The following is a 22,260-nucleotide window of genomic DNA, read 5'->3' as shown; positions in this document are numbered from 1 at the left end:
CACCCACCTGGCGGGCGGCCTTAACAACTCCCCAGTTGTTTTTATTTGCTAAGCACATGTCGCTCGCCGATATAATTTACACGTGGGCGGAACAAGCGATTGTTTGTATGCTGTTCAATAACATGCGCACATAAGCCTACTGTTCTAGAACTGAAAAAGATTGGCGTGTACAGTTGAATTGGAATACCTAACATCCAATATACTGGAGCTGCATAATAATCTAGATTCGGATAGATTCCTTTTTCCTTCTCCATAATTTTCTCTCCAGCTTCACACATTTCATATAATGTATAATCACCTTTTACATCACATAACTGTTTTAAAGCTTCTTTCATCATGAGTGCTCTTGGATCCATCTTCTTCATGTAGACGCGATGTCCAAATCCCATGATTTTTTCTTTGTTATATAATTTTTTTTGCAGTAACTCTTCAAATTTCTCAACATTTCCAGCTTCTAACAGCATGTACATAACTGCTTCATTTGCACCGCCATGTAGGCTTCCTTTTAAGGATGCGACTGCTCCTGTTAAAGCACCATATAAGTCTGATTGCGTAGATGCGATAACGCGAGCTGTGAATGTAGAGTTTGGCATTTCATGTTCACTATATAAAACTAAAGAGCGGTCGAAGATTTTCTCTTCAAGCTCAGTCGGTTTTTTACCAGTTAACATATAGAAGAAATTCGCACTATACGATAACTCCTGAAGCGGCCCGATTGGCTCTTCATTGTTTAAAATATGATAACTGTTCGCAACAATATTTGGCACTTTGCTTAACAATTTATAACCACGACTTTTGTTCACTTCTAGCGAACGGTTTTCAATATCGTTATCATAACCAGCTAATGCTGATACACCTGTACGTAACCCATCCATCGGGTGCGTTTCTTTTGGCAATGCTTTTAAAACATTGAATACACCTTCTGGTACTTCATATTCTTCCTTCAATTTCTTTTCAAGTTTTTCCTTTTCATCCTCATTTGGTAGATGTTCTTCTAATAAAAGGTGCACAATGTCTAAATAACCTTTTGTCTTTGATAGTTCAATTAAGTCATATCCTTGAATAACAATTTCACCTTTTACCGTATCGAGAAACGAAATTTTCGTCTCCGCTGCGACTACACCATCTAATCCCGGGGAAAATTTTTCTTCAGCTTTCATTATCATTTCCTCCAATCCTAATAGATCTTCGTGCACATAACTGTAAGCCTTTACAACATTGTGAACTACATTTCTATTTCAATGTATCAGAGTTTTTAGAAGATTTCAATTTATTTTATAATGATAAGTTTCCTATACTTTTCCTGCTGTAATAAAATTGTTTTTTAAGAATAACGTCTAAGTTTTTTATCAAAAAGCCCGTTGTCCCTTCTTTTTCTTTTAAACCGAAATATATTGATTTTCAATAAAATTCCATATAAAGCTTATACAACAAACAATTTACTCCGTATATTTATTATCTTTTTTCAGCACACAAAAAAGCGAGTTGTACATATACACAACTCGCTCACACTTATTTTATATATCGATATTAATTAAATACAATTTTTATATAAAATATTTTCATTTTTAATAAAATTATTATTTTACATAGTTAAATTCAATTTCGTCCATTTTCTTATGATAACTTACTACTAAATCACAGTCCCGAAAATACCAAATATCGTCGGAATCGACAAAAAAATTGAATGCCATCCTGTTCAACAGATGCGGCTATATCTTCTGACACCTCAAAAGCCACTCCTAAAGAATAACTAGGCTGAATGGTGCTATTATCTCCATATAAAAACTCATAAAAGGTATTATTTATTACAATCATATTGTATCTTTTTATACAGGAACTTCCTTCCGTAAATAGATGTGTTTTTATAAAAAAAGTCCACCATCTATAGTTGGAGTTAGTCTTTCGACTATTGAACTATTAAATAAGTTTATATTTTTTTTGAATATAATTATTGAAAGCGGCTCTTCATTTTAACTTCATGCCCCCAATACGATTTTTTAATAAAGTTTTCTGTAGAGCTTATATACCTTTTTAGTAAAAATGTCCAAGCTATTCTCTAAGAGTCTTCATATTATAAGGTATCAAACAATAGGTAGTGAGAATTATAACGCATATTATTGATTTTCAAGCTATTCAGCCACGTAGTAAAACAAATGCAAGACAAACAATTCCAATTGACCATTCTCCAAAAAGAAATTCAGTTGCTCAGTTACGAGTAAATATTCCACGTAGAGACTCCCGTGACAACACAGTAGAATTAATCGCAACAGTTGGAGTTGAAGGAGTTACAAACATCGCTCAAATCGTATTTCGTATTTTCCGCGATAATACTGAGATTTTCAACACTCAAGTTGGGATCGAATCCACTGATTCAGAACAATTTTATGCTGTAACCTTCCAAGCAATTGACAAAGATCTAAGATCCGGAACTCATGTTTACACGCTTACTGTTGAAAATATGACTGCTGGTGCCGAAGCTGCAATAGTAGGTCCGGTTTCTTTTAGCGCGTTAGCTATTGGCAACAACCACGATTGCTGTTAATGAAACTACTACAATATCTAAATGTCTTTCCAACAAGAAAGAACTCATTTCTGTTCTTTCTTGTTCTTTTTTATATACATTCTATACTCTGTAAAAATTCGCGTGCACATTTGCAGCTCGTGCAAGAATATACTGCTATATAATACGATTTAGGGGTGATTCTTTTATGTATTTATTTCCAACAAGAATTGCCGTTGTAGCCCCAGTTGCCTCTCCTTCTGTCCATTCTGTTCCCGTTCATACAGCAACTTCTGATGTTGGCATTGAACTCCCAGCAACTTGGCAGCAATATCAATTATCAGGTGGAGCAACACCTTCATTTTGGCATCACGGCACACCTCCTAGTGGCACTACCTATTATGGTCATCCTCCCCATTCTCCGTATCCACCTCTCCAGATTTTCTATCATTTCCCATCAATTTATTTTCAAAATTTTTATGGGACCTTCAACATTTGAACATATATATATATTCTTCCATTTCATATACAGTATTTTTATACATGATAGCATACAAAAAAACACCTAAGTTACCGATCGATCTCCGGTATCCTAGGTGTTTTCCATACACTTTTATATGATTGAAACTTTAAAAAACATTATATTTATTGACCACCATTTGGAGTTGCCTCTCCTTGACCATTTCCATTGCTCGGTTGTGTTGCATTTTCTTGGCCGTTTCCACCGCTTGGTGGAGTTGTATTCCCCTGGCCATTTCCGCTGCCTGGCGGGGTTGTATTCCCTTGGCCATTTCCACTGCCTGGTGGAGTTGTACTTCCTTGGCCGTTTCCACTGCCTGGTGGAGTTGTATTTCCTTGGCCGTTTCCATTGCTCGGCGGAGTTGTATTCCCTTGACCATTTCCATTGCTCGGCGGGGTTGTATTCCCTTGACCATTTCCATTGCTCGGCGGGGTTGTATTCCCTTGATCATTTCCACCTTGATTATTTGCTGCATTGTCTTCATTTTGTTTATTTTGATCATTATTTTGCTTATTTTCTTCATTTTGTTTTTGCTCTTGTTGTTTTTTATCTCCATCTGTTTGTTGCTGCTGTTCTTGCTGTTTATTTTGACCATCATTTTTCTGCTGTTCACTTGAGTTTGAATTTGACGTGCTCGGATTTGGAGAAGAATCTCGTTTTGCACCTTTCACACGTAATTCATCACCCTCTTGAACAACACTACTTGGCGCCTTAAAGTGTGACGTATTTGTTCCAAATTTACTCATCATTTCTTTAAAAATCTGTTGTGCAATTTTCGTATTTTTGCTGCTTATATAATCTTCAGGACTATCTTTCATATATCCAGTCCAAACTGCCATTGTATACTGCGGTGTATAACCCGCAAACCAACTATCACGCGATGCACTAGATGGTATACCATATTTCGATATTTGTTCAGATGAATAGTTTGTTGTTCCTGTTTTACCTGCCACATCTAAAGAACTTACATTAGCTGCTGTACCAGTACCAGAACTCACAACAGAACGTAGCATATCTGTGATCATATATGCTGTATAATCTTCCATAACACGTTTCGATTTTGGTTCAAAACTTTGTGATTTCCCATCAGGATAAACCACTTTTTTAACAAAGTGTGGTTTTGTATATTTACCATCATTACCAAATGTAGCATATGCTCCTGCAATTTCAGTTGGCGATACTTCATTTGTACCAATTGCTGTTGACTCAACTGCATCTTTTTTAAATGGAATACCTAAGCTTTCTGCAAAGCTTTGTGCTTTACTTAATCCTACCTCTTTTGCTGTTTTAATTGCTGGTATGTTACGAGACCATTTAAGAGACTCACGCATTGTTATCATACCTTTATACGTTTTATCAGCATTTTGAACCTGTTGTCCTGTCGAATATTTATATGCTGAATCATCGAGTTGATGATAAGTTGGCCATTTTAAATATTCAATTGCTGGACCATAGTCAAAAATTGGCTTCATTGTTGAACCTGCTGAACGATCTAGTTCAATTGCCATATTATGCCCTTTGAATGTCGCTTTATTTTCACCACGTCCACTACCTATAGCGCGAATTTCTCCAGTTTTTGTATCCATAAATGTAAAAGCACCTTGGAATTTATCATTTGGATAACTAATAATATTTTTGTTTAAAAGATCATCAGCATATTTCTGCGCTTCTTGGTCTAAAGTTGTGTAAATAGATAACCCATCAGATCCAACGTTTGCATCTGGTAACTCTTTCTCTACTTCCTTCACAACAGCGTCTATAAATGCTGGATATGGCATTTCTGTAACTTCTTTAGGAGGAAGTAGTCCGTCGGTTACAGGGACCTTCGATGCTTCTTCCATTTGTTTTTTCGAAATATATCCATGTCGATTCATTAAATGTAAGACAACATTTCTACGCTCTGTTGCCCGCTCTACATTTTGCGGTTTTGTTGGATCATAAATACTAGGGCCTTTTGGTAGTCCTGCAAGCATCGCAGCCTGTGGTAAAGTTAAGTCCTTTAATTCTTTTCCATAATAGTTTTCAGCTGCTGTTGCAATACCATATGAGCGGTTCCCTAAATTAATCTTATTTAAATACATTTCTAATATTTCATGTTTTGAATATTGCTGTTCTAACTTATAAGCTAAAAATATTTCTTGTGCCTTACGCTTAGGGGTTTTATCCATAGACAAGAAATAGTTTTTAATAACCTGTTGGGTAATTGTACTTCCGCCTTGTGAGCCATAATTCCCAGTAAGGCTGACTAAAACAGCACGTGCAGTCCCTTTGAAGTCAACACCACTATGATCATAAAAACGTGCATCCTCTGTAGCTAAAAATGCATTTTCTATTAATTTAGGTACTTGATCATACGTAATATTTGTTCGTTTCTCTTTCCCATATTCATATATCAGCTTTTTATCTTTATCATAAATTTTTGCTGATAATGGATTGACAAGCTTTTCCTTTTCAAGTTTCGGAGCATCTTTTATCATAATGAAAAAAGTAGTTACTCCTCCTACGAGCGCCACGATTCCAAGTATTAAACATCCAATTAAAAATTTACGGAAAAACGATGTTTTACCTTTCGTTTTTTCTACATTAGCACTTGGTTGCTTTTTCTTTTGTACTTGTCTTCGCTCTTCTCGAGAGCGATAATTTTCTGACATCTTGCTTTCTCCTGCCTTTCAATTCTCCCGTTGATTTACACGAAAATGAAACCAACATCTTGATTTCACCTCAACAAATAAGCCTATATACTTTGGACAACTTTTTCCCCTCTATCTTTCTAATAATACTTACATGTAACACATATAATATAAGAGGTTGGCTTTCATTTTGCTTTTGGCATAAGTTAATTCGAAAATTTTAAACAGCAAAGTATAAAAAAACATATAACCTCGTATAAATAATATACTTTTTTTTCATTTGGTCAAACTTTTTTATTTGAAAAACTATTACTAGTAAATCAATAGTGAAATAAAAATATCACACCAATATGAATTTCGTGTGAACTCACAATAAACTAAGCGATCACAAAAAACAGTACTATATAAATACAAATTGAAAAACCGACATAAAACCTTTCTTTTTTAGGTAAAAGAGAGCATCCGGCCATGCATAGAAGCGATCAGACCCTCTTCCTACCCCATAGAAAATGAGTGCAGACCACCCTTTGTTCTTCATAGCAGCGACTTATATGTCGGAAAATCAAAATGGATATATAATATGCAATGTATAGCATCTAAGTATTATAATTCTATAAATTAGCAGGATTTTCCTTTCTTAACAGCTAAACATATTGAAGAAGGGAGATGAACTAACATGACTTTATATCCAGTAATTTCTAAAAATTTAGTCGCTGTAGGTTATAATCCATCATCTATGATTTTACGAATTGAATTCAGAAATGGCACATATGATTTTTACGATGTACCAGAAAGTATATACACAGGATTACGAAACGCGCAATCCAAAAGCTATTATTATGACACCTATATTAGAAATTCCTATCGTCACACCAAAATTTAATCAGTAAGGTTCCTCATTCTCCTAACTTCTTTTCTTGCACTGACTTTCGAAGTAGTGATATTACTGTCTGCAAATAGCATGATAAATAGGAAGCAATTTATATCATTGTATAAATGATTATCTTATGTAAAACAAAAATGGTATTACATTGTTTATCGAATGTAATACCATTTTTAAAATTTAAATATAGCTTCCAATACTACTTGATCACTACTTGCTCCTCTTTAATCCAGCTGCTTTGTCCAATATCAATAGCACCCTCTTTTCTTGCCCAAACACGATAAAAACTTGAACCATCAATCAAACCTTTAAAATTTATACATTCAGGTTCTGCATAATAATTAATTCCATATCCAACGGGGTAGTTTGAATATGCATGGAACCACTCTACATCAAAGTGCTCTAATTTCACCCACTGTTTCTCGTTTCCTAATTTAATCATATCCTTATCTCCACCACCCCAATATCCTTCAAAAATTAGATACGGAATTTTATTTGTGATATGTCCAGTAAATATAGGCTCTTCAGGATTCTTATATAGATTAATTCCGTAACCTTCAGGGTATTTCGAAATAGCAATTCCAATACCTACTGGTTGTCCTAAATTGTCCTGCACCTGACTTGTACCATCTATAAACCATGAAAGTGACTTATCGCTAACTAAATAATTCAAATCAACTTTTCCTATCCCGTCAATATTTCCTGTTTCAGTATATTGCCATATATCACATGGATATGCTGGTTTATTACCACCATATCGCGGAATCCAAAGGAAATCCGCTCTCACCTCACTTAAACCATACTTATTATACATGTGATGACCTGCGTACAATCCAACTTTCCAACCCGCAGCTTTACAAGTATCAATAAACGCTTGGGATGCTTCAGCTAACTGATCAGGACCACAACTTTTTAACGTATCATCTTCAACATCAAGAACAAGAAATTTAGCGTTAGCACTTGCTCTTGCCATAAAATCTTTCGCTTCTACAATTGCATCTTTAACAGAAACATAACAACCATAAGCATATGCTGCATGTGGAATACCACGTTGTTCCAGATTCGTTACATAGCTTGTATACCGCTCATCAACTGTTCTCGAACCATACTGTACACGGCATATTGCAAGATCAATCTGAGGTGCTACCACATCCCAATCGATATTACCATTCCACTTAGAAATATCAATAATATGTTTGCCCATTATTCATCTCCTCCTTTTGTAATATCACATTTAAATACTTAGAGAAATACTTCAATCTCCCCTCCAACTTGTCCATATACTTGATCGATTCCGACAATATGAATATAGTAGGAATCGATTAAAATAGGTGTGTGTTTTGCCAGTTCGATTTAATACTTTATCGAACGATAAAGTGAAACTTTAATCAGTAGGGAGCTTACTACCCGCGAATAGAGAGATAAATTAAATATTCAATCAGGATATAAAATGTTATATAACGCCCTCTCATGACTCAGTTATATACCTTCTATAAAAACAATTTTCATCGTACACTTTTTAAGAAACAATTCTAACAATTACTTACCACTATACTTATAGTAGTAAGTATCTATACTAAACATTGGTAATATTCAATACAAACATTATCAATTAACTATATGAGTCAACTATGTTACATTAATACCACGGTTACTATTACCGTTAAATCCTTGCTCCCTTCAAGGATTTAACATACTCTCCTAATCCAATATGTATAAAAGGAAAAAAGAATCTGTAACAGATTCTTTTTTTCTCATGCTACAACTTAAAAGAGTTTAACAAGAACATATAAAGCATGACTCCCCAGCAAAAAGACCTTTAAATATAAAATTCTGCAAATAACCTATTCTCATTTGTTATACTTAATATGAGGAACGATTGTTACAATTTATATGCTAGCAGAAAACAAAGCAGATGATACAAATTCGTTTTTTCCAAACAAAGCTACAATTATAACAAATGATGGTGAACAAAAAGAAGCTCATCCGTTATTAAGTCAGCAAATTGGTGGTGAATTTACTGGCAAAGAAAAATAAGAAGGCAGTGTAGTCTTCCTTCTCGATGGTGATCCCGAAAAAATTAATCATTTAAAATTAGTATTTAAAGCACCACAAAATAAAAACTCTGTAACAATCGGTGAAGAAAAAACAATTGAATTTGATATGTAACACAAAAGCCGACTTTTTTAAATAAAAGTCGGCTTCCTTCAAAAAATAAGACTTTGTAATATGAGCTTTTAGACATACCACTTAATCTTTATTTCTATTATTGATTTTGTCATATGCTCTAATTTGTTTTTCAAGACGCCTATCTGCTTTTTTATCATTCACCACAAGAATCGCATGGATAACTCCTGGTACCCAAACAATCAATGTCAAAAAGAAGTTTATAATTGCTTGAAACGGTTTTTCGCAAAGTAGAACCGCAAGTGGTGGAAAAAGAATTGCTAATAAATACATCATTCTTATCAGCTCTCCTTATCATTTACTTGTTAATTTATCCCGCATCGACGGACAGTAACACTCCCACTTCAAAATTCAGCTAAAGCAAAGAGGTTATGTATGAACTATCCGTAAAGCCCCATTGATGCGGGCTAATAATCAAATGATAAAAAGCATCCTATTGGACCATCGCCATCAAGTTAAGAAAAGCAAATACCCCAAAACGAAGAAAATGAGTTGAATTCTCATAAATAACTGTAAAATAATAAAATTTTCGTTTTGGGGACACTTCAAAATATTAGCTTGATGGGTATGTATAGTGATCCCTATTATGTATTATGAAACATTACAATTTACTATCACGGGTACGTCGAGAGAAAAAGAAGTATAGCAATGGTGCTGAATTTGTGGTAGTACCACATCTCTTAGAACGACAATTTAAAGTATCAGCTCCCAATGAAAATGGTTTACTGATGTGACATACTTGACATTTGGAGAACGCATCTTGTATCTTTCCACCATCATGGATGCCTTTTAATCGTGAAATTATTAGTTGGGTGATAAGCTTTCAGATTTTAGTTAAAAAGAACTTCATTATTTTTGCAATAGAGTCTTATTGTAACCAGTCTTAGGAAGGGTGATTTGAAATCTCGTTTTCCCTTCGTCTGTATGTAAATAAATTTGGCCTCCGTGTTTCTCCACGATATGTTTTGAAATGGTTAAACCAAGACCTGTTCCCTCGTCGCTTTTTCTTGATTGATCTCCCCTAAAAAATGCTTCAAATACTTTTTCTTTTACCGCATAAGGAATGCCGATGCCATCATCGATGATATTGATATGTATCTTTTGAGTATCTTCAATTAGTGAAATAAGAATATTTGTTCCTTCTGGGTTGTATTTTAGGGCGTTGGACAGTACGTTAGAAACGGCACGATATAACAATGTATAGTTAAACAAAACGTATATTTTCTGAAAAGGGATTTCAAATTGAAAGTTAAATTGTTTTTCTTCAAACAGGCTATAATATTCTGCAGCTATTTCACGAATAAATCCACAAATATCCAATGTGTCAGTTGGAAATGGATAGTCAGGGCTTTCAAGTTTAGACAACTCAAAGACACCCTCAATTAATTCTGTAACGAGTCGTGCTTTTGTATGTATGGTATGTAAAGCTTGCTGTTTCCTCGCTTCCTCCTTAATAAGACCCAATTGTAGTGCTTCAACATAGCTCTGAATAGTTGTAATAGGAGTTTTTAAATCGTGAGAGATATGGACAAGCATGCGCTGCTTGCTTTTTTCTAATTGTTTTTTCTCAATTTCTGTTTTTTCTAGTTTTTCAGCCATTAGGTTAAAGTCATTCTGTATTTGCATTAATTCATAATTGGATTTAAAACGAAGCCTTTTGTAGTAATAGCCATTTGTGATGTTTCTAATTCCATCAGCAATTGAACGTAAAGGATTTGTTATTTTCATAGCCATCCAGCGGCTATATATATATACATTAAGCCCGAATAAAAGGAGAAAAAGGACAAAGGTTTGAAGTAGCAATTTTGTAAAAGCTGTAATATGGTCTTTCGCTGCACTTGTTATCGAGAACTCTTTCTTTACATATGTTTTTGGAATCTTAACGAGACAATAAGCTGTTTTCCCGTCTTTCGTTTTAAATGGTGCTAGAGAAGAGTAGTACGGATTCTCCTCTTGGTCGTAAAAAAGGGTGTTTAATTCTTTTTGCGTATAGGCGGACGATTTATCTTGTTTTTTTCCTTTAACATAAATAACTTGCAGATTTTCATCGAGAATTTCTACCCAACCATCAAATGACTCAATTGCCTCAGAGGGGATGTCTGCATAGTTCTGTCGTACGATTTCAGTCGCTTTTAAATTAGACAACATAGTATTATCGAACTTCTGTATCATTTGAAAATTTAAAATGACCAGCAAGATAACGACAGTAATTCCAACGGTCAACGAGAAGAAAACATAAGTTTTAATTAAGGTGTTAAATATCTTATTTTTATCGCTCATTCAATTCTTCCTTTTTAGCAAATCGATAACCTAAGCCTCGTATAGTTTTTAAATAAACTGGATTTCTCGGATGATCTTCAATTTTTTCTCTCAATCTACTGATTTGAACCATAATAGTATTGTCATCCGAATAATAATGATCGGACCACACGTTCTCAAAGATTTGTTTTTTCGTAAAAATACGACCTGGCTCCCCCATAAATAGCTTCAATAATTTATACTCAAGGGCGCTAAGTTTAATTTCGTGTCCCCGCTTGTCAAGAATACAAGAGTGGTGATCCAACACTAGGTCATCAATACATGTTTGAGAACCCTCTTGATTAAGTGAGTCAGTATTAAAATCATATGTTCTTCGAAGTTGAGCTTGGATTCGCGCTAATACCTCCAACAAGCTGAATGGTTTCGATATAAAATCATCTGCTCCTAGCCCTAGTCCCATAATTTTATCCATTTCTTGATTTTTGGCAGAAAGAATAATAATAGGCATTTTATATTCTTTCCGAACTATTTTAATCAATTCGTACCCATTAATATTCGGCATCATAATGTCAATAATAGCTAGATCAATTTTAAATTTCTGTATAAAATTTAAAGCTGATTTACCATCACGCGCTTCCAGTATCGAAAAGCCTTCCATTTCCAAAAAAAGGCTTAGTATCTCTATGATTTCAGGCTCATCATCAACGATTAAAATAGTTCTCACCATCTTCTCCCCCGTTTCTACTAGTTAAAATCTTGCTTAAAACTAACATTTCCCTTTTGTAAGATTATTGTAAGATACATGACAGTTAAGGGAAAGATTAACATTGTAAGGTGGAGTTATCTTAAACGAAAGGCAACTGAAAAAACTTATAAAGAAATGCAAACTAAAAAAGCTAACTACCGAATAAATCTAGAAAACTTGAACATCATGATACTTGTATGTTAAGTGGCTTCCAGTTATGCATTTGATTAAAAAAGTAGGTAAACCAGCACGTGTAAAATCTGCTCAGTGCAAAAAGAATTTACCCCTAAGATGTTTAGATTCGTATCATAATCAAATCCTCGAATGTGAAAAATGAATGTTTCTATGTTTCTAGTGTACTAGAGTGGATGTTTTAAATAGTTAAAGGAGTGATAGATATGTCATTATCAGTAACCTATGAACAGTATGAGAAAGCAGAGCGTCTGCTTTCTTGGAACACTGTAAAAGATGTATGTAACGGTAAGGTTTTTCCTAATTGGTTAGATAAAGGAAGCCGTTTTTGGTATCAAAGAGATATACAAAAAGAAAGTGAATGCGGCAAACAATTTGTATTAGTTAATCCACGATTAAACACTAAAGAATCCGCTTTTGATCATGCTAGGCTTGCAGAGTCTCTCTCAAATGTAATTAACCGTCAGGTCGACCCAGATAACCTTCCCTTCAATTCCTTTACTTATATCAATGAAGAGAAAGCAATTCAATTTGAAGTAGATGAATCCACGTGGATTTACGATTTAGCTAAATACCAGTGCAAACAAATCAGGACTAAAAAAGTACCTGCGCATGAACTTCGATCCCCTGACGGGCGCTGGTCTGCGTTTATCAAAGGATATAATTTATTTGTACGTTCTTTAGAAACAGGGAAAATCATCCAACTAACTCATGATGGTACGCGATACTATGATTATGGTATTCAACCGGAATCATAAATTTCCGCTGTCGTTAAACGATTATATAATCCTAAAATTCCACCAGCAGCACTCTGGTCACCGGATTCCAAACAAATCTTGACGCACCGGCTTGATCAACGCAAGGTACGAAAAATGTCTCTTCTACAGTCAGTTCCTCCTGAAGAAGCAAAGCCGCCTGTCATCCATTCGTATCGTTATCCACTAGTCGGAGATAAACACCTTCCATTAGCCCAATTTGTAATTTGCGATATTGAACAGCAATTGATGATTCAATTGGATACAGAACCTATGATTACGGGATTAGTATCACCGCTCAGTCCTAGTTGTCAAACAGCTTTTTGGACAAACGACAGCGACTTTGTTTATTTCACAAAAATGTCTCGTGACTATCGATCTATGCAATTTGTTGTCGCTAATACAAAAACTGGTGAAATTCAAACTTTGTTAGAGGAGAAAAGTGAGACTTTCCTATTTACAGATCTCTACAACATCAAAAGTGGAAAAGGTATAAATGTCCAATGGTTATGCCATGATAACACTTTTATTTGGCATTCCGAGCGTGACGGATGGTCACACCTTTATCTTTATGATAGTCGTACAGGAAGACTTAAAACAGAATTACCTCTGGATCCTGGACAGTCCGTCGATTAATTGGTGTTGATGAACAAAAAAGTTGGGTGTATTTTACTGCTAGCGGCCGAGAGCTGGGACGGGATCCTTATTTTCAGCATCTTTATCGAGTTCGGCTAGATGGATCAGACTTAGTGCTCCTTACACCTGAGGAAGCTGAGCATGACGTGTTTATTTCTCCTGATTATTGTTTTTTTGTAGATACTTTTTCACGTGTAGATATACCACCTAAATCTGTATTGCGTTCAACCGATGGAAAATTAGTTTGTGAACTGGAACAAGCTGATATTGAACTTCTCTTATCAAATGGATATCAAATACCAGAACGTTTTACTGTCAAGGCTGCCGATGGGATGACTGATTTGTACGGAGTACTGATTCCTCCTGCAAGCACAAACACAGAGTGTAAGTATCCCATCTTGGATTATATCTACGGTGGTCCTCAACTACTCCACACGCCAAAAGAATTCATTTGGGGAGGGGAGTATTCAGTAGAACAACCGATTGATCTAGTCGGCGGTGCCCAATCTTTTGCACAGCTTGGCTTCGCCGTTATTCTAATGGATGGAAGAGGCACACCTTACAGGTCAAAGGGCTTTCATGATTTTTCTGATGGGAAGCTGGAATGGTCTGCAGGAATTGAAGATCATGTAGTAGCTATTAAGCAACTTGCGGAACAGTATCCTTTTTTAGATTCAGAAAAAGTAGGTATTTACGGCGAATCTGGAGGTGGCTATGCAGCCGCTCGAGCTATACTGACTTATCCGGATGTGTATAAGGTAGCAGTATCTGGGTGCGGGAACCATGATCAACGCTTATACTTAGCAGCTTGGGGAAAACGATTTCAAGGACTTTTCAATTCAGAACTATACCGTGAACAAGATAATACTAGATTGGTTAAGAACCTAAATGGAAAGTTACTTTTGGTAACAGGAGACCTGGATGATAATGTCCATCCTGCTTTAACCATGCGAATGGTAAATGCTTTGATTAAAGAAAACAAAGACTTTGACCTACTGATTCTCCCTAATCGGCAGCATGGGATTTCTGTAGATGTTTACTTTATACGTCGACGATGGGACTATTTTATACGAAATTTAATGGGAGTAGAACCACCAAAAGAGTATGCGATTAAAGATCCTATGTTTCCAGGATGATGAAGATACTCAGTCCTGGCTTAAAAGATGGAAATGCTAAGCTAAAAGATAAAGTAGCTCCATGGGCTGAACAAGCGGTCAAAACGGTAGTTGCTTTAGAGTTATATAGTCCCGAAGTGACGAAATATCGAGATGGCGCGGTAAGATACTATGCGAAAAGAAATATGACCCACCAGGAAGCAGCGGCTATGATTACCAGAGCTTTTCACAAAAACTTTGGCAACTAAACCATATATAACTGAATAACTAATCCAGCATAAAATTGAAGTTTGTCTCCTCCAATGTTTGAGTTAAATGTTCGTCTTCATGTGCTGGCAGTAATAACATCCAACGAACAAACGCATTTTCCCACGGATTCACTTTTTTTTCACGTCATTATTTTACAAGTTTTAGTATTTCCGAAAAATGTATTTCAATGTCATCACTTAAGATTTGTTTCGTTTTTGTATTCCATAATTGTCCGATAGTTTGAAATGCTTCATCGTGAGAAAACAAAATAAAATCTAATAAATCAATCATTTCTAAGTTTCCTTCTCTCCTATATCTAACCTCTTCACATCAGAACGTAACGCCACCGTACCTACTTCAAAATTTGTTAAGGACTGTTAGATTTCTCCTATTTCTGAAATTTATTTTATTAATTTAATATGGTACGTGAAATTATCTGTGATAATTGTATTTTTTTTGATGGGAGAATGAGATTTTACTATTTTGCTAATGAAGAAATCTGAAAAAATAAAAAAGACACCTATAATGTGCCTTTTTCTGACTTGATAACCACTTTAATTTTAATAATATAAGTGCTGGACTCCCATCCAATTACCATTTTACCATATCTATCTATATTGTGTGTTGAGAAAATGAATTCAGCACATTACTTTGTTAAGGGAAATTACGTTTTACTCTCTTTTTTCTTTATGCACTTTTTCGGGTTCTGGTGCAGATATATGAAGAAGAACATGGATGGTAGTAGGTTCTCGTATTTTATGCTATAAGTCCAAACACTTGAGGAATAAACTCTTTCTGATTTTGAACAGACTTGTCCTGTAAAATAATTTTCTCTTTTTTATCATATGCATCGCTTCTATTCCAGAAAGAATAGCCTTGGTAGTACGAAAAGATTTCAATCCAACCATATTAGACATAAAGCTTTGAAAATTAAAAGAGTGTGTCGTTAATACCAATACTAGTATAATCCAAATCAATAGTATGGAACCTACACCAAAATAGATAGATCTTTTCTTCCATTTAATGTGCTTAAACCATAAGGAAGCCCCAAAAACTAAAAGCGAAATTAATATAACGATAGAGAGTAAAACAAAAATATAATCCCCGGTTCCCTTAAATAAAGATACGAATCAATCTGTAAGCCAGGAAATATCAAATGGTAGATCTTCGCTTTTCGTTTTAGGAGAAGCAGCGGAATACAACACCTCCAAATCATTCATCCCCTTTCTGAAAAATACAATATCGCTAGTATAAGGATATATATTTTTCTTCTATAAACTAAGAAAACAGGAAAAATATATTTGAATAAGTAATTAATTTTTTAAAATCTGTCTCTAAATCAAAAACAAAAAAGAGCTGTAAATTTACCATTACAGCCCCTATTTCTAAAAATTCATAAGGTTGTCTATTTCATTTTATTTCAGCTAATTCTTTTGCTAAATATCGATAAGCAATGTCAAAATACTCTTGTTTCCCCCAACTTTCTGCATTCCCAATCACTACGAATACCTCTTTTGCTCTACTTGCTGCAACATTGAGTAAATTTGGCGTACTAGAAGCCCATTTTAGTGGACCTTGTTTTTGATTATCTACTCCTAATACAAAAATAACCATTGGTGCCTCTTTCCCTTGAAAAGTGTGCACAGTCCCAATTTCAATATTTTCATACTCTTTCCCAGGTAGTTTTTGTTGTTTTAGTTGCTTTAATTTTTGAACAACACTTACAAAAGGTGAAATAATATAGCAAGATTTATCTGGGTTATCTTGCGAGAATTTTTTTGCAATCTCAATTGCTTTTTCACCTTGTTCGGGAATAAAGTGATTTCCTGACCCATATGTTTTCCCACCTATATCTAACCATTGGCTAACATATTGAGGCTTACTTTCTTTACTTTTAGTATCCGTTAATCCGTAGAACATTTTACCTTGATACGTTGTTTCATTACATATTGAAAACATTGGATTTTCACATCTTCTATGAACACGCAGAGGTGACCCTAACCATGTTTTATTCTGATTCGAGTCAATCATCTCGCCTCCATATCTATTATTAAGATCAGCAAACTCTTGAACACTGACTTCATTTCTAGTTAAACGATAATAGAAATTATATTGCTCATTTATTCCAGCACTGTCATTTGCAATTAGTTTAAGTTGGTCATCACTTAATGTAACGACAGGAGGAATTTGCAAGGGATCTCCTACAACAACAACATTCCTAGAGCGCCAAATCGCACCTATTGCAGATTGGGGAGTAGCTTGGCCTGCTTCATCAATAAACAACCAACCTATATCCTCCGTCTTTAAATCTTTTAAAAACCTTGCAATGGAAGCAAATGTTGATGAGATAATTGGAGTGAGTAAAAATACAGTATCAAACATAGCTTGAATGAAATTGTCTCTTTGGGCTTCGTTAATTTGAGAATCAAGATTTCCTTTTTCTTTACCGCCTAAAAAATAGGTTTTTGCTAAAGATAAGTTCTTTTCAATCCTGCCTTGATTTGCAATTAAAAAAGCATTATATTCACTCATTAACTTTGCAAAAAGTTTACTCCGCTCGCAATTCATCCGCTCATTTTTGTTTTCACCGTCGATATTCACAAATTGTTCCTCTGATGTTTGCCACTTCTTTTCATTAACATTATGAAAGACATCATTCTCTTTTACCGTAGCTATCTTTTTCAGCACATTTTGTTCTAATTGTTTAAATGAATATACGTTTTCATGCTCTAAATCACCAACACGCTGTAAATCCTCTGTAATTGTAGTGAAGTATTCCTTTATATTTGCAGTTTTCCCCATTGCCGCAGAAATTTTCCCCCAGCATTTTTTCTCTTTGTCGAATCCCAAGAATTGATAACCGTTTTTCAGTAAATCTTTATCTTTTGGTAAATCCACACTTATATTTTCAACTGCAGAATTATTATTAGATGTTACTAAAATACGATACTCCTTAAGTTTAGGGTGAAAGGAATAATAATAATCTTCTTGTCCCTCCGCAAATTGCACTTTTGAGAATACATCTGTGGCCTCTTTTAGAAACTTTACTTTTTCAAATAAAATATTCGCAAATACGTCTTTTAACAACGTCGTTTTACCTGTTCCCGGTGGCCCATTAACAGAAAAAATAAAGCCATTATCTTCTTTTGATTTTGCAATAATAAGATTTAAAGCAACCTGCTGCATGAGTCCTAATGGAAATTCCGAGGGCCATCTCGTAATTGGTATTTTTCGTAATATGCTCTTCATTTCACTTATACTTTCATTCTTAAATAAATCCACCCTCTCACCTGAGTTTTTTAATGCTTCCCAGTTACTTAAAGATAAATAGGTTTCTAAAGCTTTACCAACAGAGCTATCTTTAATTTCATATTTTACTTTTTCTAAATCATTTATATAAAAACTGTTTACGCCTACATGTTCTTTATATGTTAGACGGACATATTTTTCATATTCTTTTTCACTGCAAAACCGAAATACACCATCTTTATCGAAATGTCTCTTTGAAATATATGATTGCAATATACATTGAATATTCCGGGTCAGCTCTTCCCAATTTTTAAATCTGATATGTATATAATTGATATCTTTTTCTAAAGAATCTTGTTCTTTTAACCCACTAAATTCAAGCGTTTTGTCTTTTTTTCCATAATTATCACTTTCAATTACCGATGATATCGTATTGATTAAATCTGATTCTAGCTCCTTTAGACTCTTCCCTGTACGTAGAAAGTACTTCACAATCGGACTAACCACCACACTAGATTCGAGCGAGGTATCAGGGATTAGCTTAAGCATCTGATTTAGTTGAATATGGATCAAAAAACTATTCGGGTCCTTTTGGAAATCAGTAAAACTCGCTTTTTGCTTAGATTCATTCGAGAAATACCTTAATACTTCATTTTTTGCTACTGGTAAATAAAATAATGACGCATTATTATCTGCAAGATATTTTCCTTTTGCGCTATTTCCTTTTTTTTGAAGGAATATTTGCATATCCTGATGTGGAGTTCCATTAGGATTGATAAAATCTGGTATATGAATATTAGGTTCTTTGTGAAAAAAACTTTTAAATGAATGTATAGTTATAGACTCTTTATCGCAATTCATGAAATTGAAATGCTCTAATTCAATAAAATAGTTAAGTGTTTTTGTTGCCGTCTCTTTATAATTCGTTTTTTCTTTACCTGTATCTTTCCTTTTGTTTTGAAAAAAGAATGGAAATATTTTCTTTAACCCTTTCATTATTAGCCTCCTAGTAGCAGAATTTACCTAAATTATACCAAATTATACTTAGATTATTTAATACAATTCTTTTTCTTTCAATTATTTGTATGGATATTCATAATTGATTTTTTATATAAAATATATCTTTTCCCGGTTCTAGGATAATGTAAGTAATTTGTCAAAATGAAAAAAGACCCGTTTGTGAGGTTTGGTTTTGATAATAAAAAGGTGCTTTCATGATTAAAAAACACCTTTTCAGTCTACTACTTTATTTTAATAGCCAATACTTTTTACAAATACACTCTTTAATTTTTTTCGAAAATGAATACCTAACGTAATGGCTACAATGATTATCGCTCCGAAGATAATTTTCCCAATGTGCTGTCCAAGCACTTCAAATATATCATGTAAGTTTCCTCCTAACCAATAGCCACCGATTAAAAAGAAAGATACCCAGAATAGAGCACCAGAGTAGATCGTTATGGCAAAACGACGGAGGGGTAAATTAATAATCCCTGCAAAGTAACCAGTAAAATGACGTACACCTGGGACGAAAAATCCAATAAAGATAAGGAAATATCCATATTTATCAAACCACATTCTCGTTAAATCAATTTTTCTTTGTGTTAAAAATACATATTTTCCATATTTCTGTACAAAAGGCATACCAAGTTTATTGCCTAAAAAGTACTGAATTGTCATCCCAGCGCTTGTACCAATAAATGATAAAATAATTAAAAGCGGTAATTCTAAATCTCCTTTATGTGCCAAATAACCCGCAAACACTAACGTCGGGTCCCCCGGAAACGGAAATGCAATATATTCTAACAATGTTCCAACAAGTACTACATAGTAGCCATATTGCTGAAATAATTCATAAACCCATTCCATGTTGTTTTCTCCTTTTTTTCTACAGTATTAATTACGTACAATAACTAGTGATTACACTGGCGTTCGTAGGAATCTCGGCATTTCAATGCTGAGTAGTTTCAAGCCTTTACTGAGAGCGATAATTAAGAAAATAGAAGTTCAACCTAACCATAAAGGTATAAAGCGGAAAACCGTATCACAAATGAGGGATACGGTTTTTACTATTATTTAAAAATCATAACAGTATAAAATACATTAAGTTTTGCCTTCATTGAAGCCAAATGCTTCGCCAATCAATTTTTTAATAGACTCATAATCTTCTTTAACTAGACTTCTGTATATTACTTTATCCATCTTTGTAAACTCCCTTTTATATAAGTAAATTTTCATTTCGCATGTAAATATCTTATTATAATAATAATGTCTCCTCTAAGAGGAGAGTCAACGGTAATATTAGAAAAAATATAAAGGAAGTGATTAGGGTGAAAAACTTATTTTCTATTGGAGAAGTTGCTAAAATAAAGGACATTACCATAAAAGCGTTAAGATATTATCATAAAATGGGATAACATTAATGCAAAAAAACGATATTCTTTTTGTAGGAATTTACAGAAAGAATATCGTTAGACCCAAACTACTCTTAGATTACTAACAACAAAAGACAAGCCTATATGCTAAGTGGTTTTTGACTACAGTATTCAAAAACGCATAGGCTCACGCCTAAGAACATTCATCTCTCACCTAAAATTGTTGTTTCACACCTTCACATTTTTGAAGAAGGAGTCTTCTGTCGAAACATGATAAATTGTTTTGAATTACATCATAATCTGTCATTGAACTGTCCATGTAGATCTCTATGTCTCTATCAAATGATTTTTGTATTAGAACCTGATTTTTTTACCTTTGATATTTTTTCCAGTCTTAAAATCGTTTTAGAAAATTCTAAAAATATATTAAGGATCTTTGAGAAACTAACTTTCTTATAATTATGCTTGCTATTTCCTCGATGTTTTCATGTAGAAAGAAATGCTTACCTTCAAAAGAGTGGAATGTACACATTTTATTTGTGTATTGCTCCCATTTTTTTACCTCTTCATATGAAGTTAATTCATCATTTTTTCCATTTAAGATCAGAAAATCAATGTCACATACTTGTATATTATTATTATGTATATATGTCTCTACGATTTTAAAATCCGCTCTTAGAATGGGGAGAAAAATTCCCATTAATTCTTCTGATTGAAACACCTCGGATGGTGTACCACCCATAGCAATAACTTCATTTTTAAATTGTTCATTAGATAGATTGTGTCGGATATCTTTTATTTTGCTATTTGGATGATTTCTACCAGACAAAACAAGAAACTCAGGTAATACGTCATTGGAAATTTGTATTTTCCTGGCTAATTCATAGGCGATCAAACTTCCCATGCTATGTCCATATAGAATATATGGTGAATTATTTAGCTGCTTAATAATAATTTTATAGACATCATTTACAGCCTCTTCAATACTATGATAAAGGCTTTCTTCAATTCTATATCCCCTACCGGCTAACTCTATAGGGATTACTTCAATAAATGGATTAAAGTATTTTTTCCATTTTGAGTAATTAAACGCAGATCCCCCAGCATGTGGCAAACAAAAAAGTTTAATCTTCGTCATTACTGTCTCCTTCGATTAAAATTTGTTTATATTCTGGCAAATTATATAAATATCTTTAATTATTATCTCCTTTGGTAACTCATCTAGTGTTGCACAAGCAGACATCTTATAATTAGGCTCAATATTATATTGTCTAAAGTGAAAATTTCGAGGTATGTTCTTGTATGAAATTGAATTTTGAGCTTCTTTTTTTATGGAGAATGAATTTAACGGGATATAAAGCCCCTTCCCAATAGTTTTTATATAACTTTCTTTTAACGTCCAAAGATCAAAAAAATAACTAATTTGTTCATCAGAATTTATATTAGATAAATCATGAAATTCTTCCTCTGAGAAGAATTCTTGTGCTAATTTAAGAGCGTCTATTTCTGAATTTTTTTCTATATCAATACCAACATTTGAATTAGCAGTAATACAAACCACCCATTCTCCTGAGTGCGAAATATTAAAATGAAAATCAGAAAAATTTTTAACAAAAGGTTTTCTGTGCTTATTATATACAAATTTAATTTCGTCATTATTAATTTTATATTTTTCACAGATTAAAGAACGGACTAACAAATCTCCTATCAAAATCCTATTAACATCGTCCAATTTTATTAAACGCTTTATTCGTTCTCTTTTCTCATTTGAAATCAAATTACTAAACTGATTAAACAAATCATTATCAATATTCTTTGGTATTTTTACAGCGTGAATTCGTATTATAAATCACTTCCTTTTTAGAGATGTAAAATCTTATGTATTACGTAACACCCTTGAAATACATATAAATCAAAAGAATTGTATATTTACATATTAATGTAAATATACAATTTTCACCT

The 22,260-nt window shown here is 33.8% G+C and carries 16 protein-coding genes and 7 pseudogenes; 9 read left to right on the top strand and 14 right to left on the bottom strand.

Annotated features, from left to right (window positions below; all coding sequences use genetic code 11):
* Positions 1 to 41: 41 nt before the first annotated feature.
* Both mmgD and NSQ40_RS12230 read right to left on the bottom strand, forming a co-directional pair.
* On the bottom strand, positions 42 to 1,160 hold the full coding sequence (gene mmgD / locus NSQ40_RS12235; protein WP_016114806.1) for a citrate synthase: 1,119 nt from the start codon (positions 1,158 to 1,160) through the stop codon (positions 42 to 44).
* Positions 1,161 to 1,580: 420 nt separating this feature from the next.
* Positions 1,581 to 1,782: pseudogene (locus NSQ40_RS12230) on the bottom strand (HesB/YadR/YfhF family protein); the annotation flags it as partial.
* A 325-nt stretch (positions 1,783 to 2,107) separates the two neighbouring features.
* Between NSQ40_RS12230 and NSQ40_RS12225 the strand changes: the two are divergent.
* Both NSQ40_RS12225 and NSQ40_RS12220 read left to right on the top strand, forming a co-directional pair.
* Positions 2,108 to 2,545 (top strand): exosporium protein C, encoded by a 438-nt coding sequence (locus NSQ40_RS12225; RefSeq protein ID WP_097787263.1) that lies wholly within the window; start codon positions 2,108 to 2,110, stop codon positions 2,543 to 2,545.
* 166 nt (positions 2,546 to 2,711) lie between these two features.
* Positions 2,712 to 3,002 carry a hypothetical protein gene (locus NSQ40_RS12220; RefSeq protein WP_003197573.1) on the top strand — a complete coding sequence of 97 codons (291 nt, stop codon included), beginning with the start codon at positions 2,712 to 2,714 and terminating at the stop codon, positions 3,000 to 3,002.
* A gap of 146 nt (positions 3,003 to 3,148) precedes the next feature.
* Here the strand turns inward: NSQ40_RS12220 and NSQ40_RS12215 are convergent, their stop codons facing one another.
* Complete coding sequence (locus NSQ40_RS12215; protein ID WP_097787256.1) at positions 3,149 to 5,674, bottom strand: PBP1A family penicillin-binding protein; 2,526 nt, start codon at positions 5,672 to 5,674, stop codon at positions 3,149 to 3,151.
* 655 nt (positions 5,675 to 6,329) lie between these two features.
* On the opposite strand from NSQ40_RS12215, the gene NSQ40_RS12210 reads away from it, so the two are divergent.
* On the top strand, positions 6,330 to 6,536 hold the full coding sequence (locus NSQ40_RS12210; RefSeq protein WP_018767192.1) for a KTSC domain-containing protein: 207 nt from the start codon (positions 6,330 to 6,332) through the stop codon (positions 6,534 to 6,536).
* A gap of 199 nt (positions 6,537 to 6,735) precedes the next feature.
* Here NSQ40_RS12210 and NSQ40_RS12205 read toward each other — a convergent pair whose 3' ends face one another.
* Entirely contained in the window at positions 6,736 to 7,740 is a 1,005-nt protein-coding gene (locus NSQ40_RS12205; protein ID WP_341286115.1) for a GH25 family lysozyme, read from the bottom strand.
* A gap of 689 nt (positions 7,741 to 8,429) precedes the next feature.
* Here NSQ40_RS12205 and NSQ40_RS12200 point away from each other — a divergent pair.
* On the top strand, positions 8,430 to 8,573 hold the full coding sequence (locus NSQ40_RS12200; RefSeq protein WP_003197566.1) for a hypothetical protein: 144 nt from the start codon (positions 8,430 to 8,432) through the stop codon (positions 8,571 to 8,573).
* Between the two features lie 213 nt (positions 8,574 to 8,786).
* Here NSQ40_RS12200 and NSQ40_RS12195 read toward each other — a convergent pair whose 3' ends face one another.
* On the bottom strand, positions 8,787 to 8,999 hold the full coding sequence (locus NSQ40_RS12195) for a YqaE/Pmp3 family membrane protein (RefSeq protein ID WP_033797484.1): 213 nt from the start codon (positions 8,997 to 8,999) through the stop codon (positions 8,787 to 8,789).
* 335 nt (positions 9,000 to 9,334) lie between these two features.
* Here NSQ40_RS12195 and NSQ40_RS12190 point away from each other — a divergent pair.
* Positions 9,335 to 9,544: pseudogene (locus NSQ40_RS12190) on the top strand (IS3-like element ISBt2 family transposase); the annotation flags it as partial.
* Between the two features lie 28 nt (positions 9,545 to 9,572).
* Here the strand turns inward: NSQ40_RS12190 and NSQ40_RS12185 are convergent.
* Together NSQ40_RS12185 and NSQ40_RS12180 are read right to left on the bottom strand one after the other, a co-directional pair.
* Entirely contained in the window at positions 9,573 to 11,003 is a 1,431-nt protein-coding gene (locus tag NSQ40_RS12185; RefSeq protein ID WP_258248444.1) for a sensor histidine kinase, read from the bottom strand.
* Complete coding sequence (locus tag NSQ40_RS12180) at positions 10,993 to 11,709, bottom strand: response regulator transcription factor (protein ID WP_098114514.1); 717 nt, start codon at positions 11,707 to 11,709, stop codon at positions 10,993 to 10,995. The genes NSQ40_RS12185 and NSQ40_RS12180 overlap by 11 nt, the downstream gene beginning before the upstream one ends.
* A gap of 416 nt (positions 11,710 to 12,125) precedes the next feature.
* Between NSQ40_RS12180 and NSQ40_RS12175 the strand changes: the two are divergent.
* From NSQ40_RS12175 to NSQ40_RS12165, 3 genes and pseudogenes are all read left to right on the top strand, one after another.
* Positions 12,126 to 13,310, top strand: a pseudogene (locus NSQ40_RS12175) (DPP IV N-terminal domain-containing protein).
* Positions 13,277 to 14,446, top strand: coding sequence for a S9 family peptidase (locus tag NSQ40_RS12170; RefSeq protein ID WP_341286168.1), 1,170 nt, complete (start codon positions 13,277 to 13,279; stop codon positions 14,444 to 14,446). Before NSQ40_RS12175 ends, NSQ40_RS12170 begins: the two are co-directional and overlap by 34 nt.
* Positions 14,446 to 14,673, top strand: a complete 228-nt coding sequence (locus NSQ40_RS12165; RefSeq protein ID WP_255291640.1) for a hypothetical protein — start codon at positions 14,446 to 14,448, stop codon at positions 14,671 to 14,673. Before NSQ40_RS12170 ends, NSQ40_RS12165 begins: the two co-directional genes overlap by 1 nt.
* Before the next feature lie 34 nt (positions 14,674 to 14,707).
* Here NSQ40_RS12165 and NSQ40_RS12160 read toward each other — a convergent pair.
* The 5 genes and pseudogenes from NSQ40_RS12160 to NSQ40_RS12135 form a co-directional block, all read right to left on the bottom strand.
* Positions 14,708 to 14,962, bottom strand: a pseudogene (locus NSQ40_RS12160) (PD-(D/E)XK nuclease family transposase); the annotation flags it as partial.
* Positions 14,963 to 15,430: 468 nt separating this feature from the next.
* A pseudogene (locus NSQ40_RS12155) lies at positions 15,431 to 15,585 on the bottom strand (IS6 family transposase); the annotation flags it as partial.
* A gap of 499 nt (positions 15,586 to 16,084) precedes the next feature.
* A complete protein-coding gene (locus NSQ40_RS12145; RefSeq protein WP_258248443.1) occupies positions 16,085 to 18,919 on the bottom strand; it encodes a DEAD/DEAH box helicase in 2,835 nt (944 codons plus the stop codon).
* Positions 18,920 to 19,174: 255 nt separating this feature from the next.
* Positions 19,175 to 19,792, bottom strand: coding sequence for a DedA family protein (locus NSQ40_RS12140; RefSeq protein WP_098114511.1), 618 nt, complete (start codon positions 19,790 to 19,792; stop codon positions 19,175 to 19,177).
* A gap of 246 nt (positions 19,793 to 20,038) precedes the next feature.
* A pseudogene (locus tag NSQ40_RS12135) lies at positions 20,039 to 20,125 on the bottom strand (GNAT family acetyltransferase); the annotation flags it as partial.
* 98 nt (positions 20,126 to 20,223) lie between these two features.
* Here NSQ40_RS12135 and NSQ40_RS12130 point away from each other — a divergent pair.
* A pseudogene (locus tag NSQ40_RS12130) lies at positions 20,224 to 20,337 on the top strand (MerR family DNA-binding transcriptional regulator); the annotation flags it as partial.
* A gap of 376 nt (positions 20,338 to 20,713) precedes the next feature.
* Here the strand turns inward: NSQ40_RS12130 and NSQ40_RS12125 are convergent.
* The gene (locus NSQ40_RS12125; protein WP_098715667.1) at positions 20,714 to 21,436 is read right to left on the bottom strand and encodes a thioesterase II family protein; all 723 of its coding nucleotides are present in this window, start codon (positions 21,434 to 21,436) and stop codon (positions 20,714 to 20,716) included.
* A gap of 15 nt (positions 21,437 to 21,451) precedes the next feature.
* Complete coding sequence (locus NSQ40_RS12120; protein WP_368500221.1) at positions 21,452 to 22,135, bottom strand: 4'-phosphopantetheinyl transferase superfamily protein; 684 nt, start codon at positions 22,133 to 22,135, stop codon at positions 21,452 to 21,454.
* Positions 22,136 to 22,260 lie beyond the last annotated feature (125 nt).

Source organism: Bacillus sp. FSL K6-6038, assembly GCF_038050455.1.
In the GTDB taxonomy this organism is placed as follows: Bacteria; Bacillota; Bacilli; order Bacillales; family Bacillaceae_G; genus Bacillus_A; species Bacillus_A pseudomycoides.
Note: the sequence above shows the minus strand (reverse complement) of the source record. Positions and strands in the feature narration are given on the sequence as shown.

What these genes read in the sequence shown, in the direction of transcription:
- mmgD (WP_016114806.1), bottom strand. Translation starts at nt 1,160, where the DNA reads ATGAAAGCTGAAGAAAAATTTTCCCCGGGATTAGATGGTGTAGTCGCA.
- NSQ40_RS12220 (WP_003197573.1), top strand. Translation starts at nt 2,712, where the DNA reads ATGTATTTATTTCCAACAAGAATTGCCGTTGTAGCCCCAGTTGCCTCT.
- NSQ40_RS12215 (WP_097787256.1), bottom strand. Translation starts at nt 5,674, where the DNA reads ATGTCAGAAAATTATCGCTCTCGAGAAGAGCGAAGACAAGTACAAAAG.
- NSQ40_RS12210 (WP_018767192.1), top strand. Translation starts at nt 6,330, where the DNA reads ATGACTTTATATCCAGTAATTTCTAAAAATTTAGTCGCTGTAGGTTAT.
- NSQ40_RS12205 (WP_341286115.1), bottom strand. Translation starts at nt 7,740, where the DNA reads ATGGGCAAACATATTATTGATATTTCTAAGTGGAATGGTAATATCGAT.
- NSQ40_RS12200 (WP_003197566.1), top strand. Translation starts at nt 8,430, where the DNA reads ATGCTAGCAGAAAACAAAGCAGATGATACAAATTCGTTTTTTCCAAAC.
- NSQ40_RS12195 (WP_033797484.1), bottom strand. Translation starts at nt 8,999, where the DNA reads ATGATGTATTTATTAGCAATTCTTTTTCCACCACTTGCGGTTCTACTT.
- NSQ40_RS12185 (WP_258248444.1), bottom strand. Translation starts at nt 11,003, where the DNA reads ATGAGCGATAAAAATAAGATATTTAACACCTTAATTAAAACTTATGTT.
- NSQ40_RS12180 (WP_098114514.1), bottom strand. Translation starts at nt 11,709, where the DNA reads ATGGTGAGAACTATTTTAATCGTTGATGATGAGCCTGAAATCATAGAG.
- NSQ40_RS12165 (WP_255291640.1), top strand. Translation starts at nt 14,446, where the DNA reads ATGAAGATACTCAGTCCTGGCTTAAAAGATGGAAATGCTAAGCTAAAA.
- NSQ40_RS12145 (WP_258248443.1), bottom strand. Translation starts at nt 18,919, where the DNA reads ATGAAAGGGTTAAAGAAAATATTTCCATTCTTTTTTCAAAACAAAAGG.
- NSQ40_RS12140 (WP_098114511.1), bottom strand. Translation starts at nt 19,792, where the DNA reads ATGGAATGGGTTTATGAATTATTTCAGCAATATGGCTACTATGTAGTA.
- NSQ40_RS12125 (WP_098715667.1), bottom strand. Translation starts at nt 21,436, where the DNA reads ATGACGAAGATTAAACTTTTTTGTTTGCCACATGCTGGGGGATCTGCG.